The 20,624-nt window shown below is 72.7% G+C and carries 18 protein-coding genes and 2 pseudogenes; 4 read left to right on the forward strand and 16 right to left on the reverse strand.

The window, feature by feature from the left end; translation table 11 throughout:
• A pseudogene (locus IE249_RS37145) lies at positions 1 to 253 on the forward strand (DUF3159 domain-containing protein); the annotation flags it as partial.
• A gap of 92 nt (positions 254 to 345) precedes the next feature.
• Here IE249_RS37145 and IE249_RS13460 read toward each other — a convergent pair.
• Together IE249_RS13460 and IE249_RS13465 are read right to left on the reverse strand one after the other, a co-directional pair.
• On the reverse strand, positions 346 to 1,023 hold the full coding sequence (locus IE249_RS13460) for a potassium channel family protein (RefSeq protein WP_189705044.1): 678 nt from the start codon (positions 1,021 to 1,023) through the stop codon (positions 346 to 348).
• Entirely contained in the window at positions 1,023 to 1,694 is a 672-nt protein-coding gene (locus IE249_RS13465) for a potassium channel family protein (RefSeq protein WP_189705045.1), read from the reverse strand. The genes IE249_RS13460 and IE249_RS13465 overlap by 1 nt, the downstream gene beginning before the upstream one ends.
• 409 nt (positions 1,695 to 2,103) lie before the next feature.
• On the opposite strand from IE249_RS13465, the gene IE249_RS13470 reads away from it, so the two are divergent.
• Complete coding sequence (locus IE249_RS13470) at positions 2,104 to 4,161, forward strand: APC family permease (protein ID WP_189705046.1); 2,058 nt, start codon at positions 2,104 to 2,106, stop codon at positions 4,159 to 4,161.
• A gap of 115 nt (positions 4,162 to 4,276) precedes the next feature.
• Positions 4,277 to 5,647: a class I SAM-dependent RNA methyltransferase gene (locus tag IE249_RS13475; RefSeq protein ID WP_189705047.1), complete on the forward strand. Its 1,371-nt coding sequence runs from the start codon at positions 4,277 to 4,279 to the stop codon at positions 5,645 to 5,647.
• Between the two features lie 203 nt (positions 5,648 to 5,850).
• Here the strand turns inward: IE249_RS13475 and IE249_RS13480 are convergent, their stop codons facing one another.
• Positions 5,851 to 6,471 (reverse strand): LysE family translocator, encoded by a 621-nt coding sequence (locus tag IE249_RS13480; protein WP_189705048.1) that lies wholly within the window; start codon positions 6,469 to 6,471, stop codon positions 5,851 to 5,853.
• A 310-nt stretch (positions 6,472 to 6,781) separates the two neighbouring features.
• Here IE249_RS13480 and IE249_RS13485 point away from each other — a divergent pair, with 310 nt between their 5' ends.
• Positions 6,782 to 7,396 carry a phosphatase PAP2 family protein gene (locus tag IE249_RS13485; RefSeq protein WP_229858457.1) on the forward strand — a complete coding sequence of 205 codons (615 nt, stop codon included), beginning with the start codon at positions 6,782 to 6,784 and terminating at the stop codon, positions 7,394 to 7,396.
• Between the two features lie 12 nt (positions 7,397 to 7,408).
• On the opposite strand, the gene IE249_RS13490 is transcribed toward IE249_RS13485, so the two are convergent.
• The 13 genes and pseudogenes from IE249_RS13490 to IE249_RS37150 all read right to left on the reverse strand — a co-directional run.
• Entirely contained in the window at positions 7,409 to 8,761 is a 1,353-nt protein-coding gene (locus tag IE249_RS13490; RefSeq protein WP_189705050.1) for a glutamate-1-semialdehyde 2,1-aminomutase, read from the reverse strand.
• Positions 8,758 to 9,321, reverse strand: a complete 564-nt coding sequence (locus IE249_RS13495) for a dTDP-4-dehydrorhamnose 3,5-epimerase family protein (RefSeq protein ID WP_189705051.1) — start codon at positions 9,319 to 9,321, stop codon at positions 8,758 to 8,760. The genes IE249_RS13490 and IE249_RS13495 overlap by 4 nt, the downstream gene beginning before the upstream one ends.
• Positions 9,318 to 10,616, reverse strand: coding sequence for a polysaccharide pyruvyl transferase family protein (locus tag IE249_RS13500; RefSeq protein WP_189705052.1), 1,299 nt, complete (start codon positions 10,614 to 10,616; stop codon positions 9,318 to 9,320). Before IE249_RS13500 ends, IE249_RS13495 begins: the two co-directional genes overlap by 4 nt.
• Entirely contained in the window at positions 10,613 to 11,560 is a 948-nt protein-coding gene (locus IE249_RS13505; RefSeq protein WP_189705053.1) for a glycosyltransferase family 2 protein, read from the reverse strand. Before IE249_RS13505 ends, IE249_RS13500 begins: the two co-directional genes overlap by 4 nt.
• On the reverse strand, positions 11,557 to 12,882 hold the full coding sequence (locus IE249_RS13510; RefSeq protein ID WP_189705054.1) for an MATE family efflux transporter: 1,326 nt from the start codon (positions 12,880 to 12,882) through the stop codon (positions 11,557 to 11,559). Before IE249_RS13510 ends, IE249_RS13505 begins: the two co-directional genes overlap by 4 nt.
• Positions 12,883 to 12,887: 5 nt before the next feature.
• Positions 12,888 to 14,171, reverse strand: a complete 1,284-nt coding sequence (locus tag IE249_RS13515; protein WP_189705055.1) for a DUF4910 domain-containing protein — start codon at positions 14,169 to 14,171, stop codon at positions 12,888 to 12,890.
• On the reverse strand, positions 14,159 to 15,184 hold the full coding sequence (locus IE249_RS13520; protein ID WP_189705056.1) for an NAD-dependent epimerase/dehydratase family protein: 1,026 nt from the start codon (positions 15,182 to 15,184) through the stop codon (positions 14,159 to 14,161). The genes IE249_RS13515 and IE249_RS13520 overlap by 13 nt, the downstream gene beginning before the upstream one ends.
• 3 nt (positions 15,185 to 15,187) lie before the next feature.
• Positions 15,188 to 15,835, reverse strand: a complete 648-nt coding sequence (locus IE249_RS13525) for a PIG-L deacetylase family protein (protein ID WP_189705057.1) — start codon at positions 15,833 to 15,835, stop codon at positions 15,188 to 15,190.
• Positions 15,832 to 16,626 (reverse strand): glycosyltransferase family protein, encoded by a 795-nt coding sequence (locus IE249_RS13530; protein ID WP_189705058.1) that lies wholly within the window; start codon positions 16,624 to 16,626, stop codon positions 15,832 to 15,834. Before IE249_RS13530 ends, IE249_RS13525 begins: the two co-directional genes overlap by 4 nt.
• The gene (locus IE249_RS13535; RefSeq protein WP_189705059.1) at positions 16,623 to 17,858 is read right to left on the reverse strand and encodes a class I SAM-dependent methyltransferase; all 1,236 of its coding nucleotides are present in this window, start codon (positions 17,856 to 17,858) and stop codon (positions 16,623 to 16,625) included. The genes IE249_RS13530 and IE249_RS13535 overlap by 4 nt, the downstream gene beginning before the upstream one ends.
• Positions 17,855 to 19,090 (reverse strand): glycosyltransferase, encoded by a 1,236-nt coding sequence (locus tag IE249_RS13540; RefSeq protein WP_189705212.1) that lies wholly within the window; start codon positions 19,088 to 19,090, stop codon positions 17,855 to 17,857. The genes IE249_RS13535 and IE249_RS13540 overlap by 4 nt, the downstream gene beginning before the upstream one ends.
• A gap of 2 nt (positions 19,091 to 19,092) precedes the next feature.
• Entirely contained in the window at positions 19,093 to 20,364 is a 1,272-nt protein-coding gene (locus tag IE249_RS13545) for an O-antigen ligase domain-containing protein (protein WP_189705060.1), read from the reverse strand.
• Between the two features lies 1 nt (position 20,365).
• Positions 20,366 to 20,624: pseudogene (locus IE249_RS37150) on the reverse strand (right-handed parallel beta-helix repeat-containing protein); the annotation flags it as partial.

Below are 20,624 nucleotides of genomic sequence, written 5' to 3' on the forward strand. Positions count from 1 at the left end.
CCTCTTCCCCCTGTACTGGTGGGCCGACACCACCCAGCTCGGCTGGGTCCTGGTCGCCCTGAAGATCCCGCCCTTCCTGCTGGCCGTCTGGCTGACCTGGGTCTTCCTGGCGAAGGCGCCCGCGCCCATCGACGTGTTCGCGGAGATGGAGGCGGAGGAGAAGGCCGAGGAGGAGCGCCGCGCCGCCCTGGCGGCCGAGCAGGGGGAAAGCCCCGCCCGCCCGGCCCCGGGCCGCCACCGCCGGGAGGCCTGACGGCAACGCCGGGAGGCCTGAAGGGCAATGCCGATGGGGGCCGCCGGGACATCCCGGCGGCCCCCATCGGCATAACTCCGAGGGATCGGAGCCTACGGCTCCATGTCCTCCCGGCGGACCGAGAGCAGGTCCTCCAGCTGGCCCTCGCGGGCCTGGGCGGCGACGAAGAGGAGTTCGTCGCCCGGCTCCAGGGAGTCCTCCTGGGACGGGGTGAGGACCCGGGTGCCGCGGATGATGGTGACCAGGGAGGTGTCCTCCGGCCACTCCACGTCCCCGACCTGGGTGCCGGCCAGGGCCGACTCCTCGGGGAGCGTCAGCTCCACCAGGTTCGCGTCGCCGTGGCTGAAGCGCAGCAGACGGACCAGGTCGCCGACGCTCACCGCCTCCTCCACCAGGGCCGACATCAGACGCGGGGTGGACACGGCGACGTCCACGCCCCACGACTCGTTGAACAGCCACTCGTTCTTCGGGTTGTTCACCCGGGCCACGACGCGCGGAACGCCGTACTCCGTCTTCGCGAGCAGCGAGACGACCAGGTTGACCTTGTCGTCACCGGTCGCGGCGATCACCACGTTGCAGCGCTGCAGCGCCGCCTCGTCCAGGGACGTGATCTCACAGGCGTCGGCCAGCAGCCACTCCGCCTGCGGGACGCGCTCGACCGAGATGGCGGTCGGCGCCTTGTCCACGAGCAGGACCTCGTGGCCGTTCTCCAGCAGCTCACCCGCGATCGAGCGCCCGACCGCGCCGGCACCGGCAATGGCGACCCTCATCAGTGACCGCTCTCCTCTTCGGGGCCCTCGGCGAACGCCGCCTCGACCTTGTCCACGTCGTCCGTCCGCATCATCACGTGCACGAGGTCGCCCTCCTGCAGCACCGTCTGCGAGGACGGCAGGATCGCCTCACCGAGGCGGGTCAGGAACGCCACCCGGACGCCCGTCTCCTCCTGCAACTTGCTGATCTTGTGCCCCACCCAACGGGGCGAGGCGTGCACCTCGGCGAGCTGCACCCCGCCGGTGGGGTCGCGCCACAGCGGCTCGGCGCCCGAGGGCAGCAGCCGGCGCAGCATCTGGTCGGCGGTCCAGCGGACCGTGGCCACGGTCGGGATCCCCAGTCGCTGGTAGACCTCGGCGCGGCGCGGGTCGTAGATGCGGGCCGCGACGTTCTGCACGCCGAACATCTCGCGGGCCACGCGCGCCGAGATGATGTTCGAGTTGTCGCCGCTGGAGACGGCGGCGAAGGCGCCGGCCTCCTCGATGCCCGCCTCGCGCAGGGTGTCCTGGTCGAAGCCGACCCCGGTGACCCGGCGGCCCCCGAATCCGGGGCCCAGCCGGCGGAAGGCGGTGGGGTCCTGGTCGATCACGGCGACCGTGTGCCCCTGTTGCTCCAGGGTCTGGGCGAGAGCGGAACCCACTCTCCCGCAGCCCATGATGACGATGTGCACGACCGTCCTTCCGGTGTCAATAGCTACTGCTCAGCCCCATCAGGGTCTCAGACAAGGGGACAAGCTACACATGCCCCGTGGGCGGTGGGCACCCCCCTGCCGCATGCCGGACGGTTTGCGTGGCAGAGAGCCTCATTCCGTTTGCGAGCGCTGTGCGCGCGTGATGCTGCGCACGCTGCACAGGGTCAGGAATCCGAGGCCGAGCAGTGCGGCGGCGGCGCCGATCAGCTCCGCGGTCGGTGGCATGGGGCCTCCTGGGGACGGCGTCGGACGGGGGTTCGGTCATCCAGCCACGGCGACCGCCCCGGCCGCGGAATCCGCAGCGCCCGCGCCCCCGGATTTCACTCGTGAGGCAGATCTCGGGTGGCAGGTGGGCGACCTCGTGTTCGAAGGCATACGATCCTCTGTTGTGTCCAAACTGACCGACGTGCCCAAGCGCATTCTGATCGGGCGCGCACTGCGCAGCGACCGGCTCGGCGAAACGCTCCTGCCCAAGCGCATCGCACTCCCCGTCTTCGCCTCAGACCCGCTGTCCTCCGTGGCGTACGCACCTGGAGAGGTGCTGCTGGTCCTGTCCATCGCGGGCGTGTCGGCGTACCACTTCAGCCCCTGGATCGCCCTCGCGGTGGTCGTGCTGATGTTCACGGTGGTCGCTTCCTACCGGCAGAACGTGCACGCCTATCCCAGCGGCGGCGGCGACTACGAGGTGGCGACCACCAACCTCGGCGCCAAGGCCGGCCTGACGGTGGCCAGCGCCCTGCTCGTCGACTACGTCATGACCGTGGCCGTCTCCATCGCCTCCGGCATCGAGAACCTCGGCTCGGCCGTGCCCTTCGTCGTCCAGCACAAGGTGCTGTGCGCGGTCGTCGTCATCGTGCTGCTGACCGTGATGAACCTGCGCGGTGTGAGGGAGTCGGGCACGCTCTTCGCGATCCCGACCTACGTCTTCGTCGGCGGCGTGTTCATCATGATCGCCTGGGGCGCCTTCCGCGGGCTGGTGCTCGGCGACACCATGCGGGCGCCCACCGCCGACTACCACGTCAAGGCCGAGCACCAGGGCCTCGCGGGCTTCGCGCTGATCTTCCTGCTGCTGCGCGCCTTCTCCTCCGGCTGTGCCGCGCTCACCGGAGTCGAGGCGATCTCCAACGGCGTCCCGGCCTTCCGCAAGCCGAAGTCGAAGAACGCGGCGACCACGCTGGCGATGATGGGCCTGCTGGCCGTCACGATGTTCTGCGGCATCATCGCCCTCGCCATGTCGACCAAGGTCCGCATGGCCGAGAACCCGGCCACCGACCTGATCCACAACGGCAGCCCGCTCGGCGCCGGCTACGTCCAGAACCCGGTGATCTCCCAGGTCGCCGAGGCCGTCTTCGGCAAGGGCAGCTTCCTCTTCGTCGTCCTCGCGGCGGCCACCGCACTGGTGCTGTTCCTGGCGGCGAACACCGCGTACAACGGCTTCCCGCTGCTCGGCTCGATCCTCGCCCAGGACCGCTACCTGCCCCGCCAGCTGCACACCCGTGGCGACCGCCTCGCCTTCTCCAACGGCATCGTGCTGCTGGCCGGCGCGGCGACCCTGCTGACCGTCCTCTACGGCGCCGACTCCACGCGGCTGATCCAGCTCTACATCGTCGGCGTGTTCGTCTCCTTCACGCTCAGCCAGACCGGCATGGTCCGCCACTGGAACCGCCACCTGGCCATCGAGAAGGACCAGGCCAAGCGGCGGCACATGATCCGCTCGCGCGCCATCAACGCCTTCGGCGCCTTCCTCACCGGTCTGGTGCTGGTCGTCGTCCTGGTCACCAAGTTCACCCACGGCGCCTGGGTGGCCCTGCTCGGCATGTGCATCTTCTACGCGACGATGACCGCGATCCGTAAGCACTACGACCGCGTCGCCGAGGAGATCGCCGCCCCCGAGGGCCCGAGCGACGACAGCGTCCGCCCCTCCCGGGTGCACTCCGTCGTCCTCATCTCCAAGATCCACCGCCCCACCCTGCGCGCCCTGGCCTACGCCAAGCTGATGCGCTCCGACACCCTGGAGGCGCTCACCGTCAACGTCGATCCGGCGGAGACCAAGGTGCTGCGCGATGAGTGGGAGCGGCGCGGCATCGACGTACCGCTGAAGGTCCTCGACTCGCCCTTCCGCGAGGTCACCCGCCCGGTCATCGAGTACGTCAAGAGCCTGCGCAAGGAGTCGCCGCGCGACGCGGTCTCCGTGATCATCCCCGAGTACGTCGTCGGCCACTGGTACGAGCACCTGCTGCACAACCAGAGCGCGCTGCGCCTGAAGGGCCGGCTGCTGTTCACGCCCGGCGTGATGGTCACCTCGGTGCCCTACCAGCTCGCCTCCTCCGAGGCCGCCAAGCTGCGCGCCCGCAGGCGCCAGGACTGGAACGCGCCGGGTGCGGTGCGGCGCGGTCCGGCGCAGGGCACCGGCCAGCGGGAGAAGGAGCCCAGCACGCGGGACTGAGGAACCGGGCGCCGCGGCGAGCCCGTAGACTGGTGGGCTGTTGTCGGCGTCCGTTGGTCTCCGTCGGCCTCCGAAGGGGGCCGCCCCTTTCCCCTCTGTCTGGAGTAGTCCCGCCATGCACGCAGAACCGAAGAAGTCGCAGGCGGCGGGGGCGCGGGCCCAGGAGCGGCCGCGCTCGCTGGTGGGGGAGGAGTACGAGGTCGAGATCGGCCCCGTCGCCCACGGCGGCCACTGCATCGCCCGCACCGCCGAGGGCCAGGTGCTCTTCGTGCGGCACACGCTGCCCGGAGAGCGGGTGGTGGCCCGGGTGACGGAGGGCGAGGAGGGCGCCCGCTTCCTGCGCGCCGACGCGGTACGGGTCCTGGATGCGTCCAAGGACCGTGTCGAGGCGCCCTGCCCCTACGCCGGCCCCGGCCGCTGCGGCGGCTGCGACTGGCAGCACGCCAAGCCGGGCGCCCAGCGGCGCCTGAAGGGCGAGGTGATCGCCGAGCAGCTGAAGCGGCTCGCCGGGCTCACGCCCGAAGAGGCCGGCTGGGACGGCACCGTGATGCCCGCCGAGGGCGACAAGCTGCCGGCGGGCGAGGTCCCTCAGTGGCGCACGCGCGTGCAGTACGCCGTCGACCCGGACACCGGGAAGGCCGGCCTGCGCCGCCACCGCTCGCACGAGGTGGAGCCGATCGAGCACTGCATGATCGCGGCGGAGGGCGTCAGCGAGCTGGGCATCGAGCAGCGCGACTGGACGGGCATGGAGTCCGTCGAGGCGATCGCCGCCACCGGCTCCCAGGACCGCCAGGTGATCCTCACCCCGCGCCCCGGCGCCCGCCTCCCGCTGGTCGAACTCGACAAGCCGGTCTCGGTCCTCCGCGTCGACGAGAAGACGGGCGGCGTCCACCGTGTGCACGGCCGCCCGTTCGTCCGCGAACGCGCCGACGGCCGTACCCACCGCGTCGGCGTCGGCGGCTTCTGGCAGGTCCACCCGAAGGCCGCCGACACCCTCGTCACGGCGGTCATGCAGGGCCTGCTCCCGCGCAAGGGCGACATGGCCCTCGACCTGTACTGCGGCGTCGGCCTCTTCGCGGGCGCGCTGGCCGACCGGGTCGGCGACAAGGGCGCGGTCCTCGGCATCGAGTCCGGCAAGCGCGCGGTCGAGGACGCCCGCCACAACCTCGCCGACTTCCCGCGCGTCCGCATCGAACAGGGCAAGGTCGAGTCGGTCCTGCCCCGCACGGGCATCACGGAGGTCGACCTCGTCGTCCTCGACCCGCCCCGCGCCGGCGCCGGCCGCGCGACGGTAGCCCACCTCACCACCCTCAACGCCCGCCGCATCGCCTACGTGGCCTGCGACCCGGCCGCCCTGGCGCGCGACATCGCCTACTTCGCCGACCACGGCTACCGGGTCCGCACCCTGCGAGCCTTCGACCTGTTCCCGATGACTTCGCACGTGGAGTGCGTGGCGATTTTGGAGCCGGCCGAAAAGGGGCGGTGACCTGCGGCTTTCCTGGGATCATCGGGCGTGGCCGGGTGCGCTCGACCTGTTCATCGAAGTGCACGACGTGAAGTGCGTCATGCGCCAGTGCCATCTGGGCGCCAGTCGCCGGCGCCTTCTCGCAAGGCGCAGGGTGCTCAACGCTTCATCCGGAATCCGCCTTGTCCAGCACCGCCCAACGCCGCATGATGCGGACTCAGGACTCAAGGCTGCGTCGTGGCAACCTTCAGTCCGAATCCGATCAGTACGGCCCCGGTGACACGGTCCATGCCCTGGCGTACGGCCGGCTTCTCGAAGAAGGCGCGAGCCTTGGACAGAAGCAGGACGTACCCGCCGAGCCAGATCGCGGTGAGCATCGCGTGTACGAGGACCAGCAGCGCCATACCGCTGTGGGCAGGCAGCCCGGTCGGGGCCAGCGTCGGCAGCAGCCCCGTGTAGAAAACGGCGATCTTGGGGTTGAAGACGTTGCTCACCAGGCCGGTCCGCCAGGGGTTGCCGCGAGGCGGGGAGAGGGCCGGGGCCGGTGCCTGGGACCGGTTGCGCCGACTCTGGAGCAGCGACTGGACACCGAGGAATACCAGGTACGCGGCTCCGGTCAGCTTGACCGCTGTGTACGCGGTAACGGACGCGGCCAGGACAGCGGCGAGGCCGGCCACCGAGAACACGCCCCAGATCAACAACCCCGCGGTGATCCCGCCCACGGTCCGCAGCCCGTCCTGCCAGCCGGAGGCGACGGCCCGCTTGGTCACGACGGCCATGTCCGGCCCGGGCACCATGGTCAGCACAGCCAGGATGCCGGCGGCGGCCAAGAACTGTATGAGCATTTCCTCAGTCTCACATCCGTGGCGGACGCAGCGGAGACCGGTGTCGCCTGAGCCGGGCCGCCGCCGCGTCGTTCCCGGGTCGGTACCGTGCGGCACGGAGGTCCTCATCGTCTGCCCGGACGCGATGACCACGGCCTGGCCCGACGTGTCTGCCGTCGCACGTCCCGGGCGGGCGGCGGTCCGGGCAGGACGGTCTGGGCGGAGTGCGACTGGCCCGGGTTCGTCGTTGGTTAGGGTGGCGGCGGGGGACTGGTCGGGGCGGGAGGCGGGGGCCGTGGTGTTGCCGGGAGCGTTGCGGGCGGGGCTCGGGATGGTCGCGGGGGTCGCCGTGCTGGTGGTGGGGGTGCTCGGGGGGATGTATGCCGGGCACGGCCGGCCCGGCAGGGTGGATGCCTGGGTTCAGCCCGCGGTGGAGGGGGTGGGGCCGGGGTGGCGGCACGTTGCTCTCGGCCTGGACTTCCTCGGGGAGCCGCTCGGGTCGGTGCTGTTGGTCGGGGCTGTCGTGGTGGGCTGTCTGTTGCTGTGGGGCTCCCGTGCGTCGGTGTTCGTCGTGGCCTGTGTCTGCGTGGCCGTGGGGGTGGCGACGCTGCTCAAGTACGTGGTGGGGCGCACCATTCACGGTGACGGCAACCTGTCGTATCCGAGCGGGCACACCGCCTTCTTCACCGCGCTGGTCTTCGCGCTGGCGCTGATCGTGGCCGGCCGGCTCGGCCTGGGCAGGACGGCAGGCACCCTCCTCGTGCTCGCCTCGGCGCTCGTGGCCGGGGCCGCCATGGGGTGGGCGCAGGTCGCCCTGGGCGCGCACTATCCGACCGACGTCCTCGGCGGCTGGTGCACCGCGCTGGCAGTGGTGCCGGCGACCGCGTGGCTGATCGACCGGACGGCCGACCGGGCCGCCGATGCCCGTCCGCTCGTGCGTCGCTGACCGGCCGTCACCTCACGCCAGTCGGCGGAACACCGGCTTCACCGGTCGTCCCGCCAGCCACGGGGTGGGGTCGCCCGCGTCCAGGGCCTTGCGGTACACCGCGCACGCCTGGGCCACCGCGTCGACGGTGTGCTCGATGTCGGCGTCGGTCAGCGCGCTGCTCACCACGAACGACGGGGCCAGCACCCCGCCCGTGAGGAGCCGGCGCAGGAACAGGGTGCGGTACGGCTGCGAGGGCCGCAGGTCCTCACCGAGGGTGGCGAAGACCAGGTTGCTGGCCCGGCCCCGGACGACGACGTGGTCGCCGACGCCCATGCTCGCCGCGGCCTCGCGGACACCGGCGGCCAGGCGCTCGCCGAGGGCGTGCAGCCTCGCGGTGACGCCCTCCTCGGTGTAGACCGTCTGCACGGCCATCGCGGCGGCCAGCGAGTGCGTTTCCGCGCCGTGCGTGGTGGACAGCAGGAATACCCGGTCGTGGGAGTGGCGCAGCCCGCCCCGCTCCATCAGATCTCGGCGCCCGGCCAGCGCGGACACGGCGAACCCGTTGCCCAGCGCCTTGCCGAACGTGGACAGGTCGGGGACCACGCCGTACAGGCCCTGGGCGCCCGCCTCCGACCAGCGGAAGCCGGTGATCATCTCGTCGAAGATCAGTACGCAGCCGTGCCGGTCGGCCAGTTCGCGCAGACCGGCGAGATATCCGGGCGGCGGCTCGGTGAGGGTGGCGGGTTCGAGGACCAGGCAGGCGACCTCGTCCTCGTACCGCGTCAGCAGTTCCTCCGTGGCGGCCAGGTCCCCGTAGGGGAAGGCCACGGTGAGTTCGGTGGTCGCCGCCGGGACGCCGGCGTTCATCGGGGTGGTGCCGATGAACCAGTCGTCGACGGAGTAGAAGGGGTGGTCGGCGCAGATGGCCACCCGCGGGCGCCCGGTGACGGCGCGGGCGAGGCGCACCGCGGCGGTGGTCACGTCGGAGCCGTTCTTCGCGAACTTCACCATCTCGGCGGTCGGCACGGTCGCCAGGAAGCGTTCCGCGGCCTCGACCTCCAGGACGGACGGCCGCACGAAGTTGCTGCCGCGGTCGAGTTGCCGCCGCACCGCCTCGGTCACGCGCGGGTGGGCGTGACCGAGGCTGACCGAGCGCAGGCCGGAGCCGTACTCGACGTAGCGGTTGCCGTCGACGTCCCACACATGGGCGCCGCGGCCGTGGCTGATGACCGGGGCGAGGTTCTCGGGGTACTGGTCGTCACCCTTGGCGTAGGTGTGCGCGCCCCCGGGGATCAGGGCGTGCAGCCGCTCGTTCGCCAGCCGCGACCGGGGCAGCCGGAACTCGTCGGAGGTCTCGGTGGGTTCGGCGTGTTCGGTGGTCACGGCAACCTGGTCCTCTCCATGTGCTTGAGGGCCTCGGCGAGGCCCGGCGCCTCCCGGTCCCGCCGGGACACCGACGCGACCGGCAGCGGCCATTCGATGGCGAGTTCCGGGTCGTCGAAGGCGATCGTCACGTCCTCGGCCGGATCGTGCGGGCGGTCGATGCGGTACGAGACGTCGGCGGGCTCGGTGAGCGCCTGGAAGCCGTGCGCGCACCCCGCCGGTACGTACAGGGTCGCCTGCGTCTCGCCGGACAGCTCGAAGAAGGCCCGGCCCAGGTACGTGGGCGAGTCCGCCCGCAGGTCCACGACCACGTCGAAGACCTTCCCGTACGAGCACCGCACCAGCTTGGCCTCGCCGTCGCCGGAGCGCAGGTGCAGGCCGCGCAGGACGCCCCGGGCGGAGCGGGACAGGCTGTCCTGGACGAAGGCGTCCGGGTCCAGGCCCGCCGACCGGGCCACGTCGGCGTCGAACGTGCGGCAGAAGAAGCCGCGTTCGTCGGCGAACGGCGTCGGCTCGAACAGGTACGCGCCGGCGATCGCCGGGACTTCGGTCGCTTTCATGAGGTCTCCTGCCGGGCGTCGGCTCGGGTGTCGGGGCGGGCTTGGGCGTCCGGTCGGTCGTGGACGTCCGGTCCGGCTTGGGCGCCGGGGCGGGAGCCGGGTCGGTCCTCGTCGGGCGCCGCGGGGAAGAGGACCGCGGTCAACGCCCGGAACTGGGACTCGGCCTGGTCGGCGGCGACCCGGTTCCGCTCGGCGAGTGTCTGCCGGAGTTCCGGCGCCCGCTTCTCCAGCTCACGGAACTGCTCCAGCAGCCGTTCGGCGTCGACCTCGCGGGCCGGGTGGCAGTACGCGCCGAGACCCATCCGCTCCATCAGCGCCTCGCTCTTGGTGGCATAGGTGAGCGCCAGCGTGGGAGTGCCGGTCTTCAGGGCGCAGATCAGGTTGTGGTACCGGGTCGCCACCACGGTGCCGGCGGCCGACGTCTCCTTCATCAGGTCGGCCAGCGAGGCCGGTTCGGCGGCGGTGACCAGCGGCGAGCCCACGGCGCCGAGGATCGCGGCCACCACGGGCGCGTCGCACTCGTCGCCGGTGAGCAGCCGGACCGGCCTGCCCTCCTCGGCCAGCGCGCGGACGAAGCGGATCACCCCGTCCAGGTAGCGGCGGTGGATCTCCTCGGCCCGGGCGCGGTCGTCGTCGCCGCCGTGGAAGTCCATGACGCCGACGCAGACCCGGCCCGGCGCTCCCAGGGGCGCCCGTACCGTCGGCAGGGAGAAGGCGAGGTCCGGGCAGACCTCGTCGCGCGCGGTGTCCACGCCCATCGCCCGCATCGCCTCGCGGGACGGGCCGTCCCGGTACGACCGGTACGCGGCCAGCCGCGCCGACCAGCGCACCAGCGTACGGGTGGCCCGGTTGCCGATGGGCGCGGCGCCGACGCCCACCAGCGCTACGCGGGTGCCGAGCAGCCGGCCGCTCGCGCACAGCAGGAACAGCGAGTACGGGAAGCCCCACGGCCGCAGCGGCAGCGTGGCCTCCAGGACGCCCATGCCCGGCACGATCACCACGTCCTGCCGGCGCACCCAGGCGGCGGTCCGGAAGACGTCGACGAGTTTGCCGAGGCCCTTGGCCGCGATCGCGCCCGCGCGGGACGCGGTCCGGTACTCCCCGCGGTACCAGTGCAGCCGTGTCGCGCGTATCCCGTACCGGGCCGCGACGGCCTCGGGTCCGCCGCACAGCGCCTCCACGACGGCCTCCGGGTGCTCGCGCCCCAGGTGTGCGAGCACGGCCTCGAGCGACCCGTCGTTGCCGAGGTTGCCCGAGCCGAGCAGGCCGAAGACCCCGATGCGGGCGGCGCTCACGCGCGCCTCCCCTCACGGCCGGCGACGAGGGCGTCGACGGAGACGGCGAGCCGGTCCGGATCCACGGGGACGCGGTCCTCGACCCGCTCACCGGCGCCCGGCCGCACGCGGCTGGTCATCCACGCGGCCAGGTGGCCGTAGCAGGCGCGCCGGTCGGCCGCGGACAGCGGCGCGCGCCGGACCGCCGAGGCGAAGCCCCAGACGTACTCGGCGAGCAGCCGGGGTGTCGGGTGCAGCGGGCCCGCGCGGCGCGGGTCCAGGTTGACGCACCGGGCGCGCTTGGAGGGGTTGGCCCGCTCGGCGCGGGTGGGGTGGTCGCGGCGGAAGTAGAGCAGCTCCGGCACCTGGTGGAAGGGCCCGTGCAGGGTGATCTCGGCGACGAACGTGCGGTCCGCGTGGTGGTAGCTGTCCATCGGCTTCACCCGGCGCAGCACGTCGGCGCGCATCACCCCGTAGAAGTCGTCGCCGCCCGGTTCGAAGAGCAGACTGCGGAAGCGCTCCGGCGGGCGCGGGGAGTCGGTGGCGAGCCCGTACTCGTAGGGGACCTTCACCCGGCCGTCGGCGTCGATGACCGCCTGGCCGCTGTGCGCGAGGATCACGTCCGGCCGCTCGTCCAGCGCCTCGACGCAGGCCCGCAGCAGGTCCCGGGCGTACAGGTCGTCGTGCGAGGCCCACTTGAACAGCTCGCCGCGGGACTCGGCGAACACCCGGTTGTGGTTCGGCGTGGCGCCGATGTTCCGGGGCAGCCGCAGGTACCGGATGCGGGAGTCCTGGGCCGCGTACTTGCGGCAGATGTCCTGGGTGCCGTCGGTCGAGGCGTTGTCGGAGACGATCAGCTCGAAGTCCTCGTAGGTCTGGCCGAGCAGGGCGTCGAGCGACTCGGCGAGGTACTCCTCGCCGTTGTGGACGGGCAGGCCGATGCTCAGCCTCGGGCGGTCGGTCATGAGGTCCTCACTTCGCAGATGGTGTCGCGGCGCCGCTCGCGCAGGGCGGACCGCAGTTGCAGCCACCACACGGCCGAGCTGCCGACGGTCGCCGCGGCGACGCCCCAGGCCGAGCCGACCGTGCCGGCGAGGGCCGCCCCGCCGAGCCCGCCGCCGACGTAAGCGGCGGAGGCGAACAGCTGGCAGCGCAGGCTGCGCCGGGCCGCGCCGAGCGCGCGCAGCCCGGCCGCGGCGCCGGTGCCGAGGCCGGCGCCGGCGACGCTGAGGGTGACCGGCACGATGAGCTGGGAGGCGGAGTGCCAGACGGTGCCGAGCACCAGCCCGCCGAGCCGGTCGGGCATCAGCAGCAGCGCCGCGCCCCACAGCAGCGCGGCGCCGGCCTGCCCGCCGCCGAGCAGCAGGCAGAACTTGCCCAGCCGGTGCGGGGCCTGCCGCAGTACCCGGGCCGCCTCCGGGACGGTGACCAGCGACAGCCCCATCAGCAGGGCGAGGAACGGGCCGAGCAGGAGCTCGGCGCCGCGCACCGAGCCCACCGCGCCGACCCCGACGATCGCGCCGAGCCCGTACGCCCGCAGCTGGCTCGCGCCGCTGAGGCTGACGTTCTCCACCAGGTACCGGTAGCCGAGGTCGCGCTGCTCGCGGAGCCAGCCGCGCGCGCCGGTCATCCGGGGCCGGATGCCGCTCTGGAGGCAGCCGAAGGCGGCGGCCACCGAGGCGGACGCGCCCCAGGCGAGCACGAACGCGGCCACGCTGCCCACGCGGTCCGCCACCACCATGGCCGGGACGAGCGCGACGCACCACACGACGTCGTTGACGAACGCCTTGCGCCCGGCGCCGGCGGCGAAGAAGGAGAACCGCCAGGCGTCCTGGAGCAGCAGTCCCGGCAGCACGACACCGAGGACGGCGAACGCGGGCCCCACGCGCCCGCCGAGCGCCGGCCCGGCCACCAGGCACACCGCGCCGATGACCGTCCCCACGCCGAGCGCGGTGCCCGTCGACCGGACCACCGCCTTGCGCCAGGTGGCCTCCGGCACGCCGCTGAAGCGCACCACGAGCGGGTCGGTGGCCAGCCCCCGGGACACGTTGAGCACCACGCCGTAGGTCACCCAGGCCAGGCTGAACACGCCGAACGCGGACACCCCCAGCGAGCGCGCCACGTAGACGCCCACCGCGAAGTTGCTCAGACTGGAGGCCGCCTGGTCGGCCAGTCCCCAGGACAGCCGGCCGAAGACGGCCCGCTTGGCGCTCCGCCCTGTGGCCGCCTGCCCGGCGGGTGCGGCCGGGTGCGCCGGGGCCGTCGTCTTCTCCCTCTCGGTGGTCATCGGCCTCACGCCTTGAGGAGCCCGGCGCCGTGCAGGGCGCCGGCCGCGTCGGCGACGGTGTCGAACGGCAGGCCGGACCGCTCGGCCACGTCCAGCAGACTGTGCTCGCCGTCGGAGAGGCTGAGCACCCAGAGCATCGCCATCTGGGCCTGCTTGGTGTCGCTGCGGCCGCCGAGCGCGTCGTACAGCCCGCGCCGCCCGAGCTGCGGTTCGCCGTACGGACTGAGGTTGACGTACCGCCGGTTGCGGTCGAGCACGCCGAACGCCTCGCGGCACACCGCGAGGGTGTCCGCCATCGCGTCCGGCGAGACGAGGTCCAGGTCGTCCGCCGAGGTGTGGTACTCGGGATAACCGGCGTACGGGGTCCGGGTGAGCGAGCCCACGCCGAGGTCGAACCCGGGCGAGCAGAACTGCCGCTCGTCGTAGCCGTACGGAGTGAACCCGACCACCCGGTGCGGGCGTTCGGAGGCGGTCAGCACGTGCCGAAGGACCTGGTCGATCTCCGCGTCGCCGCGCCTGCTCCGCTTGTACGTCAACTGCCCCGGGTCGCCGGCGCAGGCCAGCACGAGCCCGTGCCTCACACGCTCCACGCGTTCCCGGTTACGGGCCAGCCAGGTGATCGCCCCGATGGTGCCCGGCGCGAAGATGAACCGGTAGGTGTGGTACGGGTCGCGCTCCGCAAGTTCCCGGGCCAGGAAGACCGCCACCGCGATGCCGGCCAGGTTGTCGTTGGCCAGCGACGGGTGGCAGACGTGGCAGGAGACGATCACCTCGTCGGGGACCTGCCCAGGGACCACGTGCTCGGCGTAGGTGAGGTGGCCGTCCGCGAGGGTGGAGTCGATGCGCACCTCGTACTCGCCGTCCGGCATCGCGTCCAGGGTCTCCTGGGCCAGGCAGAACCCCCACTCCGGCTTGTAGTAGCTGGTGCGGTAGGGCACCCAGGACGGGTGCTCGGGCAGGGTGTGCAGGTGTGGGCGCAGTTCGGCCAGCGGCATGGTCGCCGACACCGGCACGCTGTAGCCGAGCACGTGCAGACTGGACGCGGCGAAGTCGACGACCCGGCGGCCGGTGGCGTCCGCGATGTACGCGTCGCGGATGTTCCACTCCTGCGGCACCGTCCAGTCGAGCACCTGCGTCCCGGTCGGCACCTCGTGCACGTGCAGAGGGATGTACTCGTCGACGATCCGCAGGGTGGCGCGCACACCGTCGCCCGTGATGCTCCGGCACAGCGGGTAGAGCCGCTCCACCAGCGCGTACATCTCCTCCCCGGACTCGGTCACGGGCGCCACCGCAGGGTGTCGTCGACCGTGCCGGCACCGGAGGCCGCGCGCAGCACGGCGAGGCGGGTGAAGCGCTGCTCGAAGTCCTCCCGGGTCAGGCCGAACCCACGGTAGGCGTCCGCGAGTTCGAGCGCGCCCTGCTTCACCGTCCACTCGCAGTCGAAGCCGGGTACCGCGGCGCGGAACCGGGAGAAGTCCACCCGGTACGAGCGCGGATCGGCACCGGTCTCCCCGGTGATCACCACCTTGGAGCCGGGCACCGCCGCGGCGACCTGGTCCGCGATCTCGGCGACCGTGACGTTGTTGACCTCGCTGCCGACGTTGAACGCCCGGTCGTGCACCGCCTCGCGCGGCGCGGTCAGCGCGGCCGTGAAGGCCCGCGCGATGTCGGCGGCGTGCACCAGCGGGCGCCAGGGCGTGCCGTCGGACACGACGAGGACCTCGCCGGAGAGCAGCGCGTGGCCCACCAGGTTGTTCAGCACGATGTCGGCGCGCAGCCGGGGCGAGAAGCCGAAGGCGGTGGCGTTGCGCATGAAGACCGGGGTGAAGTCGCCGTCGGCGAGCTCGTGCAGGTCGTCCTCCACCCGCACCTTTGACTCGGCGTACGGGGTCACCGGTCGCAGCGGGGCGTCCTCGCCCACCAGTTCGCCGCCGCCGGCGGCGCCGTAGACCGAGCAGGTCGACGCGTACAGGAAGCGCCGCACCCCGGCGTCGCGGGCCAGCCGGGCCAGGCGCACGGAGGCGTGGTGGTTGATGTCGTAGGTGAGTTCCGGCGCCAGCGATCCCAGCGGGTCGTTGGAGAGCGCGGCCAGGTGGATCACGGCGTCCACCCCGGCCACGTCCTCGGCCGTGACGTCGCGCAGGTCCACCCGGCGGCCCGGCGGGTCCGCGGGCGCGGGGCCCAGCAGGCAGTCGGCGAACAGGCCGGAGTCCAGGCCGGTGACCTCGTGTCCGGCGGCGGCGAGGACCGGGGCCATCACGGTGCCCAGGTAGCCCTGGTGTCCGGTGAGCAGTACGCGCAAGGTTCAACCCCCCAGGTTGAGAGTGAGTTTGGTGACGGCGAACGCCTCGGCGTAGCGCTCGTGGCATTCGATGCCGCGGATGCGGGCGAGCCCGAGGAAGGCCTCCCGGTCGTACCAGGGCCGGTGCCGCTGCGAGGGGTAGAGCGCCTGCAGGAGGCGCACCTTCCGCTCGGCGGTCTCCGTCGACAGCGGCTGGTACGCCACCGGGCGGCCCAGGTCGCCGTCCCACTTGACGATCTCGTAGCCGAGCACGAGGTGGTCGCGGAACGCGGTGGACATCAGCTCGGCCAGGCCGCGGTGGTCCTGGTGCGCGTCCTCGGTGCGCGGGGCCAGCACGACGTCCGGCTCGCTGCGCCCGCGCAGCTCCTCGACGGCGGCCTTGGCCTCGTCCCAGTACGCGGGCACCCGGCCGTCCGGCAGCTTGAGCACGGTCAGCCGCAGGTCCGCGCCGGGGCAGAAGGCGGCGAGCGCGGCCTGCTCCTCCTGCTCGCGTTCGCCGCCGCCGCCGGTGAGCACCAGCGCGTCGACGCGGACGCCCGGCCGCGCGAGGCACAGCGTCAGCAGGGTGCCGCCGGCGCCGATGGCGATGTCGTCGCAGTGCGCGCCCACCGCGACGATCCGGTCCAGGGGCCCGGCCCCGAGCCGGATCACGCGCCCACCCCCGCGCCGTCCCGCTCCCACACGGCCCACGGGCGGTCGCCCCGGGCGTAGGCGGCATCCAGCGCGGCCCGCTCCTTGACGGTGTCGGTCGGCTTCCAGAAGCCGCGGTGCTGATGCGCCACGAGCCGTCCCCGCTTGGCCAGTTGGGCGCATCCGTCGGCCACCAGGTCGCCGTTCTCCGGGATGTGGTCGAAGACCTCCTGGCGGAGCACGAAGTAGCCGCCGTTCTCCCACAACGGCAGTTCGCTGACCGCGGTGATGCCCCCCACCAGTCCGTCCTCGCCCAGGTCCACGCAGTGGAACGAGGACTGCGGCGGCACCACCATCATCGACGCGCCGGCGTCGCGCCCGGCGAAGTTGTCGATCATCTCGGGCAGTGGGGCGTCGGTGAGCACGTCGGCGTAGTTGGCGAGGAACATCTCGTCGCCGTCCAGGTGGTGCCGGACCCGGCGCAGCCGCTCCCCGATCGGCGACTCGATGCCGGTCTGCGCGAACGTGATCGTCCAGTCCGAGATGTCGGTGGACAGCAGCTCGGTCCGCCCGCCGCGCAGCACGAAGTCGTTGGAGGTCGTCTCCTCGTAGTTGAGGAAGAAGTCCTTGATGTGGTGGGCCCCGTAGCCGAGGCACAGGATGAACTCCCGGTGCCCGAAGTGCGCGTAGTACCGCATGACGTGCCAGATGAGGGGCCGGGGGCCGACCATCGCCATGGGCTTGGGCACGTCGTCGGAGGATCCGCTGCGCATGCGCATCCCGTAACCGCCGCAGAACAGAACGACCTTCATGCCTCGACCTCGACAATGCTCAGTTCCGGTATGGGGAAGACCAGCCGGCCGCCCCACTCGTGCACGAAGGACAACTGCTCCGTCAGCTCGGCCCGCAGGTTCCACGGGAGGACGAGCACGTAGTCCGGCCTGTCGGCGGCGATCCGCTCGGGCGGCAGGACCGGGACGCGCGTGCCCGGGGTGAACCTGCCGTGCTTGTACGGGTTGCGGTCGACCGTGTACGCGAGCAGGTCGGGCCGGATGCCGCAGTGGTTGAGCAGGGTGTTGCCCTTGCCGGGGGCGCCGTAGCCGACGACCCTCTCGCCGCGCTCGGCCGCCTCGATGAGGAACTTCAGCAGGTCCCGGCGCACCTTGGCCACCCGGGCGGAGAAGTCGGTGTACCCGGACAGCTCCTGGAGCCCGGCGGCCTTCTCCCGGTCCAGCACCCCGGTCACCCTGGCGGACGGTTCGCCGGCCGCCTCGGCGGGCCTGGCCCACAGCCGGACGGAGCCGCCGTGGGTGGGCAGCAACTCGACGTCCACCAGCGTCAGTCCGCCGCTCGCCAGCGCATTGATCGCCGACGCCACCGTGTAGTACTGGAAGTGCTCGTGGTAGATCGTGTCGTACTGGTTCTCCTCGATCAGGGTCAGCAGGTGCTGCACCTCGATGGAGACCCAGCCGTCGTCGGCGACCAGGGCGCGCAGCCCCTTGGTGAACCCGACGACGTCGGGGATGTGCGCGTACACGTTGTTGGCCACGACCAGGTCCGCCGGGCCGTGTTCCGCGCGGACGCGCGAGCCGGTGTCCGGGTCGAGGAACTCCGTGAGCGTGGGCACGCCCGCGTCCCGCGCGGCGGCGCCGACGTTCACCGACGGTTCGATGCCCAGGCAGCGGACGCCCCGGTCCACCATGTGCCTGAGCAGGTACCCGTCGTTGCTCGCGACCTCGACCACGAAGGCGTCGGCGCCGAGGTCCAGCCGCTCGACCGCGTCGGCGACGAAGGCGCGCGCGTGCTCCACCCAGGAGGTCGAGTAGGAGGAGAAGTACGCGTACTCCTTGAAGGTCTCCTCCGGGGTGATCAGCGGAGGGATCTGCGCGAGCCAGCAGTCGGTGCAGACCCGCAGGTGCAGCGGGTACGCCGGCTCCGGCAGGTCCAGCTGGTCCGCGGCGAGGAAGCTCTCGCACGGCGGCGTCGCCCCGAGATCGACCACGCTCGCCATCGCTTCCGAGCCGCACAGTCGGCATCGTGTCATCGGCTGTTCCCATCCCCCCTGCCCGCGCGGGTGTCCCCGCCGCGAGCCAGTGCCGACCGCCCCGCGATCGCGGTGCGGTACTCCTCCAGCAGGCGCTCCAGCCCGACGGCCGGGCTGAAGTCCCGCTCGTAGCGGCGCCGGGCCGCCCGTCCCATCTGCGGGTCCGGTCCGGCCGTGATCCGGCGCAGGCAGGAGGCGAGTGAGGCCGCATCGCCCGGCCGGTGCAGCAGCCCGGTCACCCCGTCCTCGACGAGTTCGGGGAAGGCGCCGTGACCGGCGGCGACGGCCGGGACCCCGGCCGCCATCGCCTCCACGACCACCAGGCCGAAGGCCTCCCTCCACGTCGAGGGCGCCACCACGGCCACCGCGTCGGCGACGGCCCGCCTGCACCGGTCCTGGTCGTAGAGGCCGGCGTAGCGCACGTCGTCCCGGCCCGCCGCCCAGGCGGTCACCTCCCGCTCCAGCGGACCCGTCCCGGCGATGACGAGCGGCACACCCGCACCGCCGCCGGCGGCGATCTCGTCCCACGCGGCCATCAGCAGCCGTACGCCCTTGGCCTCGGCGAGCCGGCCGAGATACAGCAGGTGCTCGCCCGCGCCCGGGCGGCGGACGCCCGGGTCGGGCACGAAGTTGTGCTTCACCGCCAGCCGTCCGGCCGGCATGCCGGCCCGCACCAGGACCTCGCGCTGCGCGGCGGAGATGCACAGGAACCGCTCCACGCCGGACCACCAGCGCCGCCGGTTGACCGACAGGCTGACCGCGAGCGGCACCGTCGCCAGCCGGGAGCCCCGGTAGCAGCCGTGCCGGACGGCGGGCAGCGGCGTCACCCCGACGCACTCCGCGCACGCCCGGCCGTCCCGCTGCAGGGTGCCCGGCGGGCAGACCTGGGTGTAGTTGTGCAGCGTGGCGACGGCGGGCACGCCGGCGTCGGCGCAGGCGGCCAGCACGGCAGGCGACAGCAGCGGGAAGACGTTGTGGATGTGCACCACGTCGGGCCGCTCGGCGCGCAGGCGGGCGGCGAGCTCCGCGCGCACCGCCGGGTTCCACGGCACCAGCAGCGGCAGAGCGGCCTTGCCGAGCAGGGACCGGGCGGCGATGTCGTCGCTGCGCCGCTCGAACAGTCCGACCCGGTGGCCGGCCGAGCGCAGCAGCTCCACCTCCTGGTCGACGACCTTGTTCTCGCCGCTCGGCTGCGCCGAGGCGTAGCGGTTGTGCACCACGAGGACGCGCATGCTCATGGAACCTCCGGTCTCCGGGCCCATCGCGGGACACGTCGTCGAGGGGCATCGGGCGTCGTGAGCGCCGTCGCGTGCGCGGGCGCCGGGGACGCGGCCGGTACGGGCGCCGGCGCCGCCAGCAGCGAGACGGCCACGGCCAGATGCAGCAGGTACGGCGAGGCGTCGCCCAGCCCGGCCTCGGTGTACGAGGCGATCGCGCAGTAGCTGATCAGGAAGATCGCGCAGGCCCGGCGCAGCGACGGCGGCCGCAGCAGCGCGACGCCGCCGAGCACGACGAGGATCGCCGCGACCAGGCCGACGCCGATCAGACCCTGCTCGTTGTAGACGGCCAGCCAGCTGTTGTCGATCGGCAGCCCGCCGAAGGACTTGTCGCCCAGGCCCACGCCGAACCACTCCTGCGCGGTCGTCCGGGGCGCCGCCAGCAGGGCGTCCCACACCTTGGCCCGGCCGGTGAGGCTGCTGAAGTTCTCCTGGCTCTGCCCGCGCAGGAACCACGCCTGGAGCGCGGAGGCGAACCCGACGGCGGCCACCGCCGCGCACAGCACCGCCCAGGCGAAGAACCGGCGGGCGGCGGCGCTGGTCAGGAAGAGCGAGCCGATCGCCAGCGTCAGCCCGAGCAGCAGACCGAGCGTGGCCGTACGGGTGTGGGTCAGCGCGAGCAGGACGAGCGAGGGCACGATGACCACCGCGGCGCTCGCCCGGTCGGTCCGGCGGCCCAGCAGGAGCAGCACCGCCAGCCCGGTGATCACCGCCGCGTACTGGCCGATCTGCGGCGGGGTGAGCGGCCACAGCGCGCCGACCAGCCGCCCGCCGTAGAGGTCGGGCAGGGCCGCGCCGGGGGAGACGGCGAGACCCGCGGCGACCGATCCGAGCACCGCGAAGTACATCCGGATGTGGTGCCGGACGAAGGTCAGGCCGCCGTCCCACCAGCGGCTGAGCAGCCACAGGGTGCTGACGAACAGAGCAAGCCGGAAGCAGCGGAACAGCGCGCCGAACCCGGACTCCAGGTTCACGCTGGCGATCACGCTCGTCACCAGCAGCAGGGTCAGCAGGAGCACGTAGGCGCTGGGCCGGATCCGCAGCCGGGGATTGAGCGCGAGCGCCAGCGCGAACGCGGCGACCAGCGAGCCCATGGTGACGAGCTGGATGAGCGAGCGGGGCAGCGGGACGATGGTCTTCGCCCCGGCGGAGCCGAGCGTGTTGAGGACCAGCAGGCCCCACACGATCCCGACGGCCCTCGGTGTGCCGTGTTCCACCTCCCCGTTCATCTCAACCACCGGTCCCGGCATCGAGGGTGCTGCCCGCGTCCTGCCGGTAGGGAGCGCTCTGCCACTGAGCGAAGTCGAGCACCCGGCTCGGGTCGTGGACGACGAACTTCCACGGTCCGACGTAGACGTTGTCGTGCCAGCGGTTCTGCTGCTTGAGGGTGATCGCCTCGGCCACGCGGTCGCCCTGGTACGGCGACCAGTCCGGATAGGTGCCGTAGTTGGCCAGCACCGCCATGCGGTCGCACTTGACGGTGCACTTG

Source organism: Streptomyces anandii JCM 4720 (assembly GCF_014650655.1).
GTDB classification, from domain to species: domain Bacteria; phylum Actinomycetota; class Actinomycetes; order Streptomycetales; family Streptomycetaceae; genus Streptomyces; species Streptomyces anandii.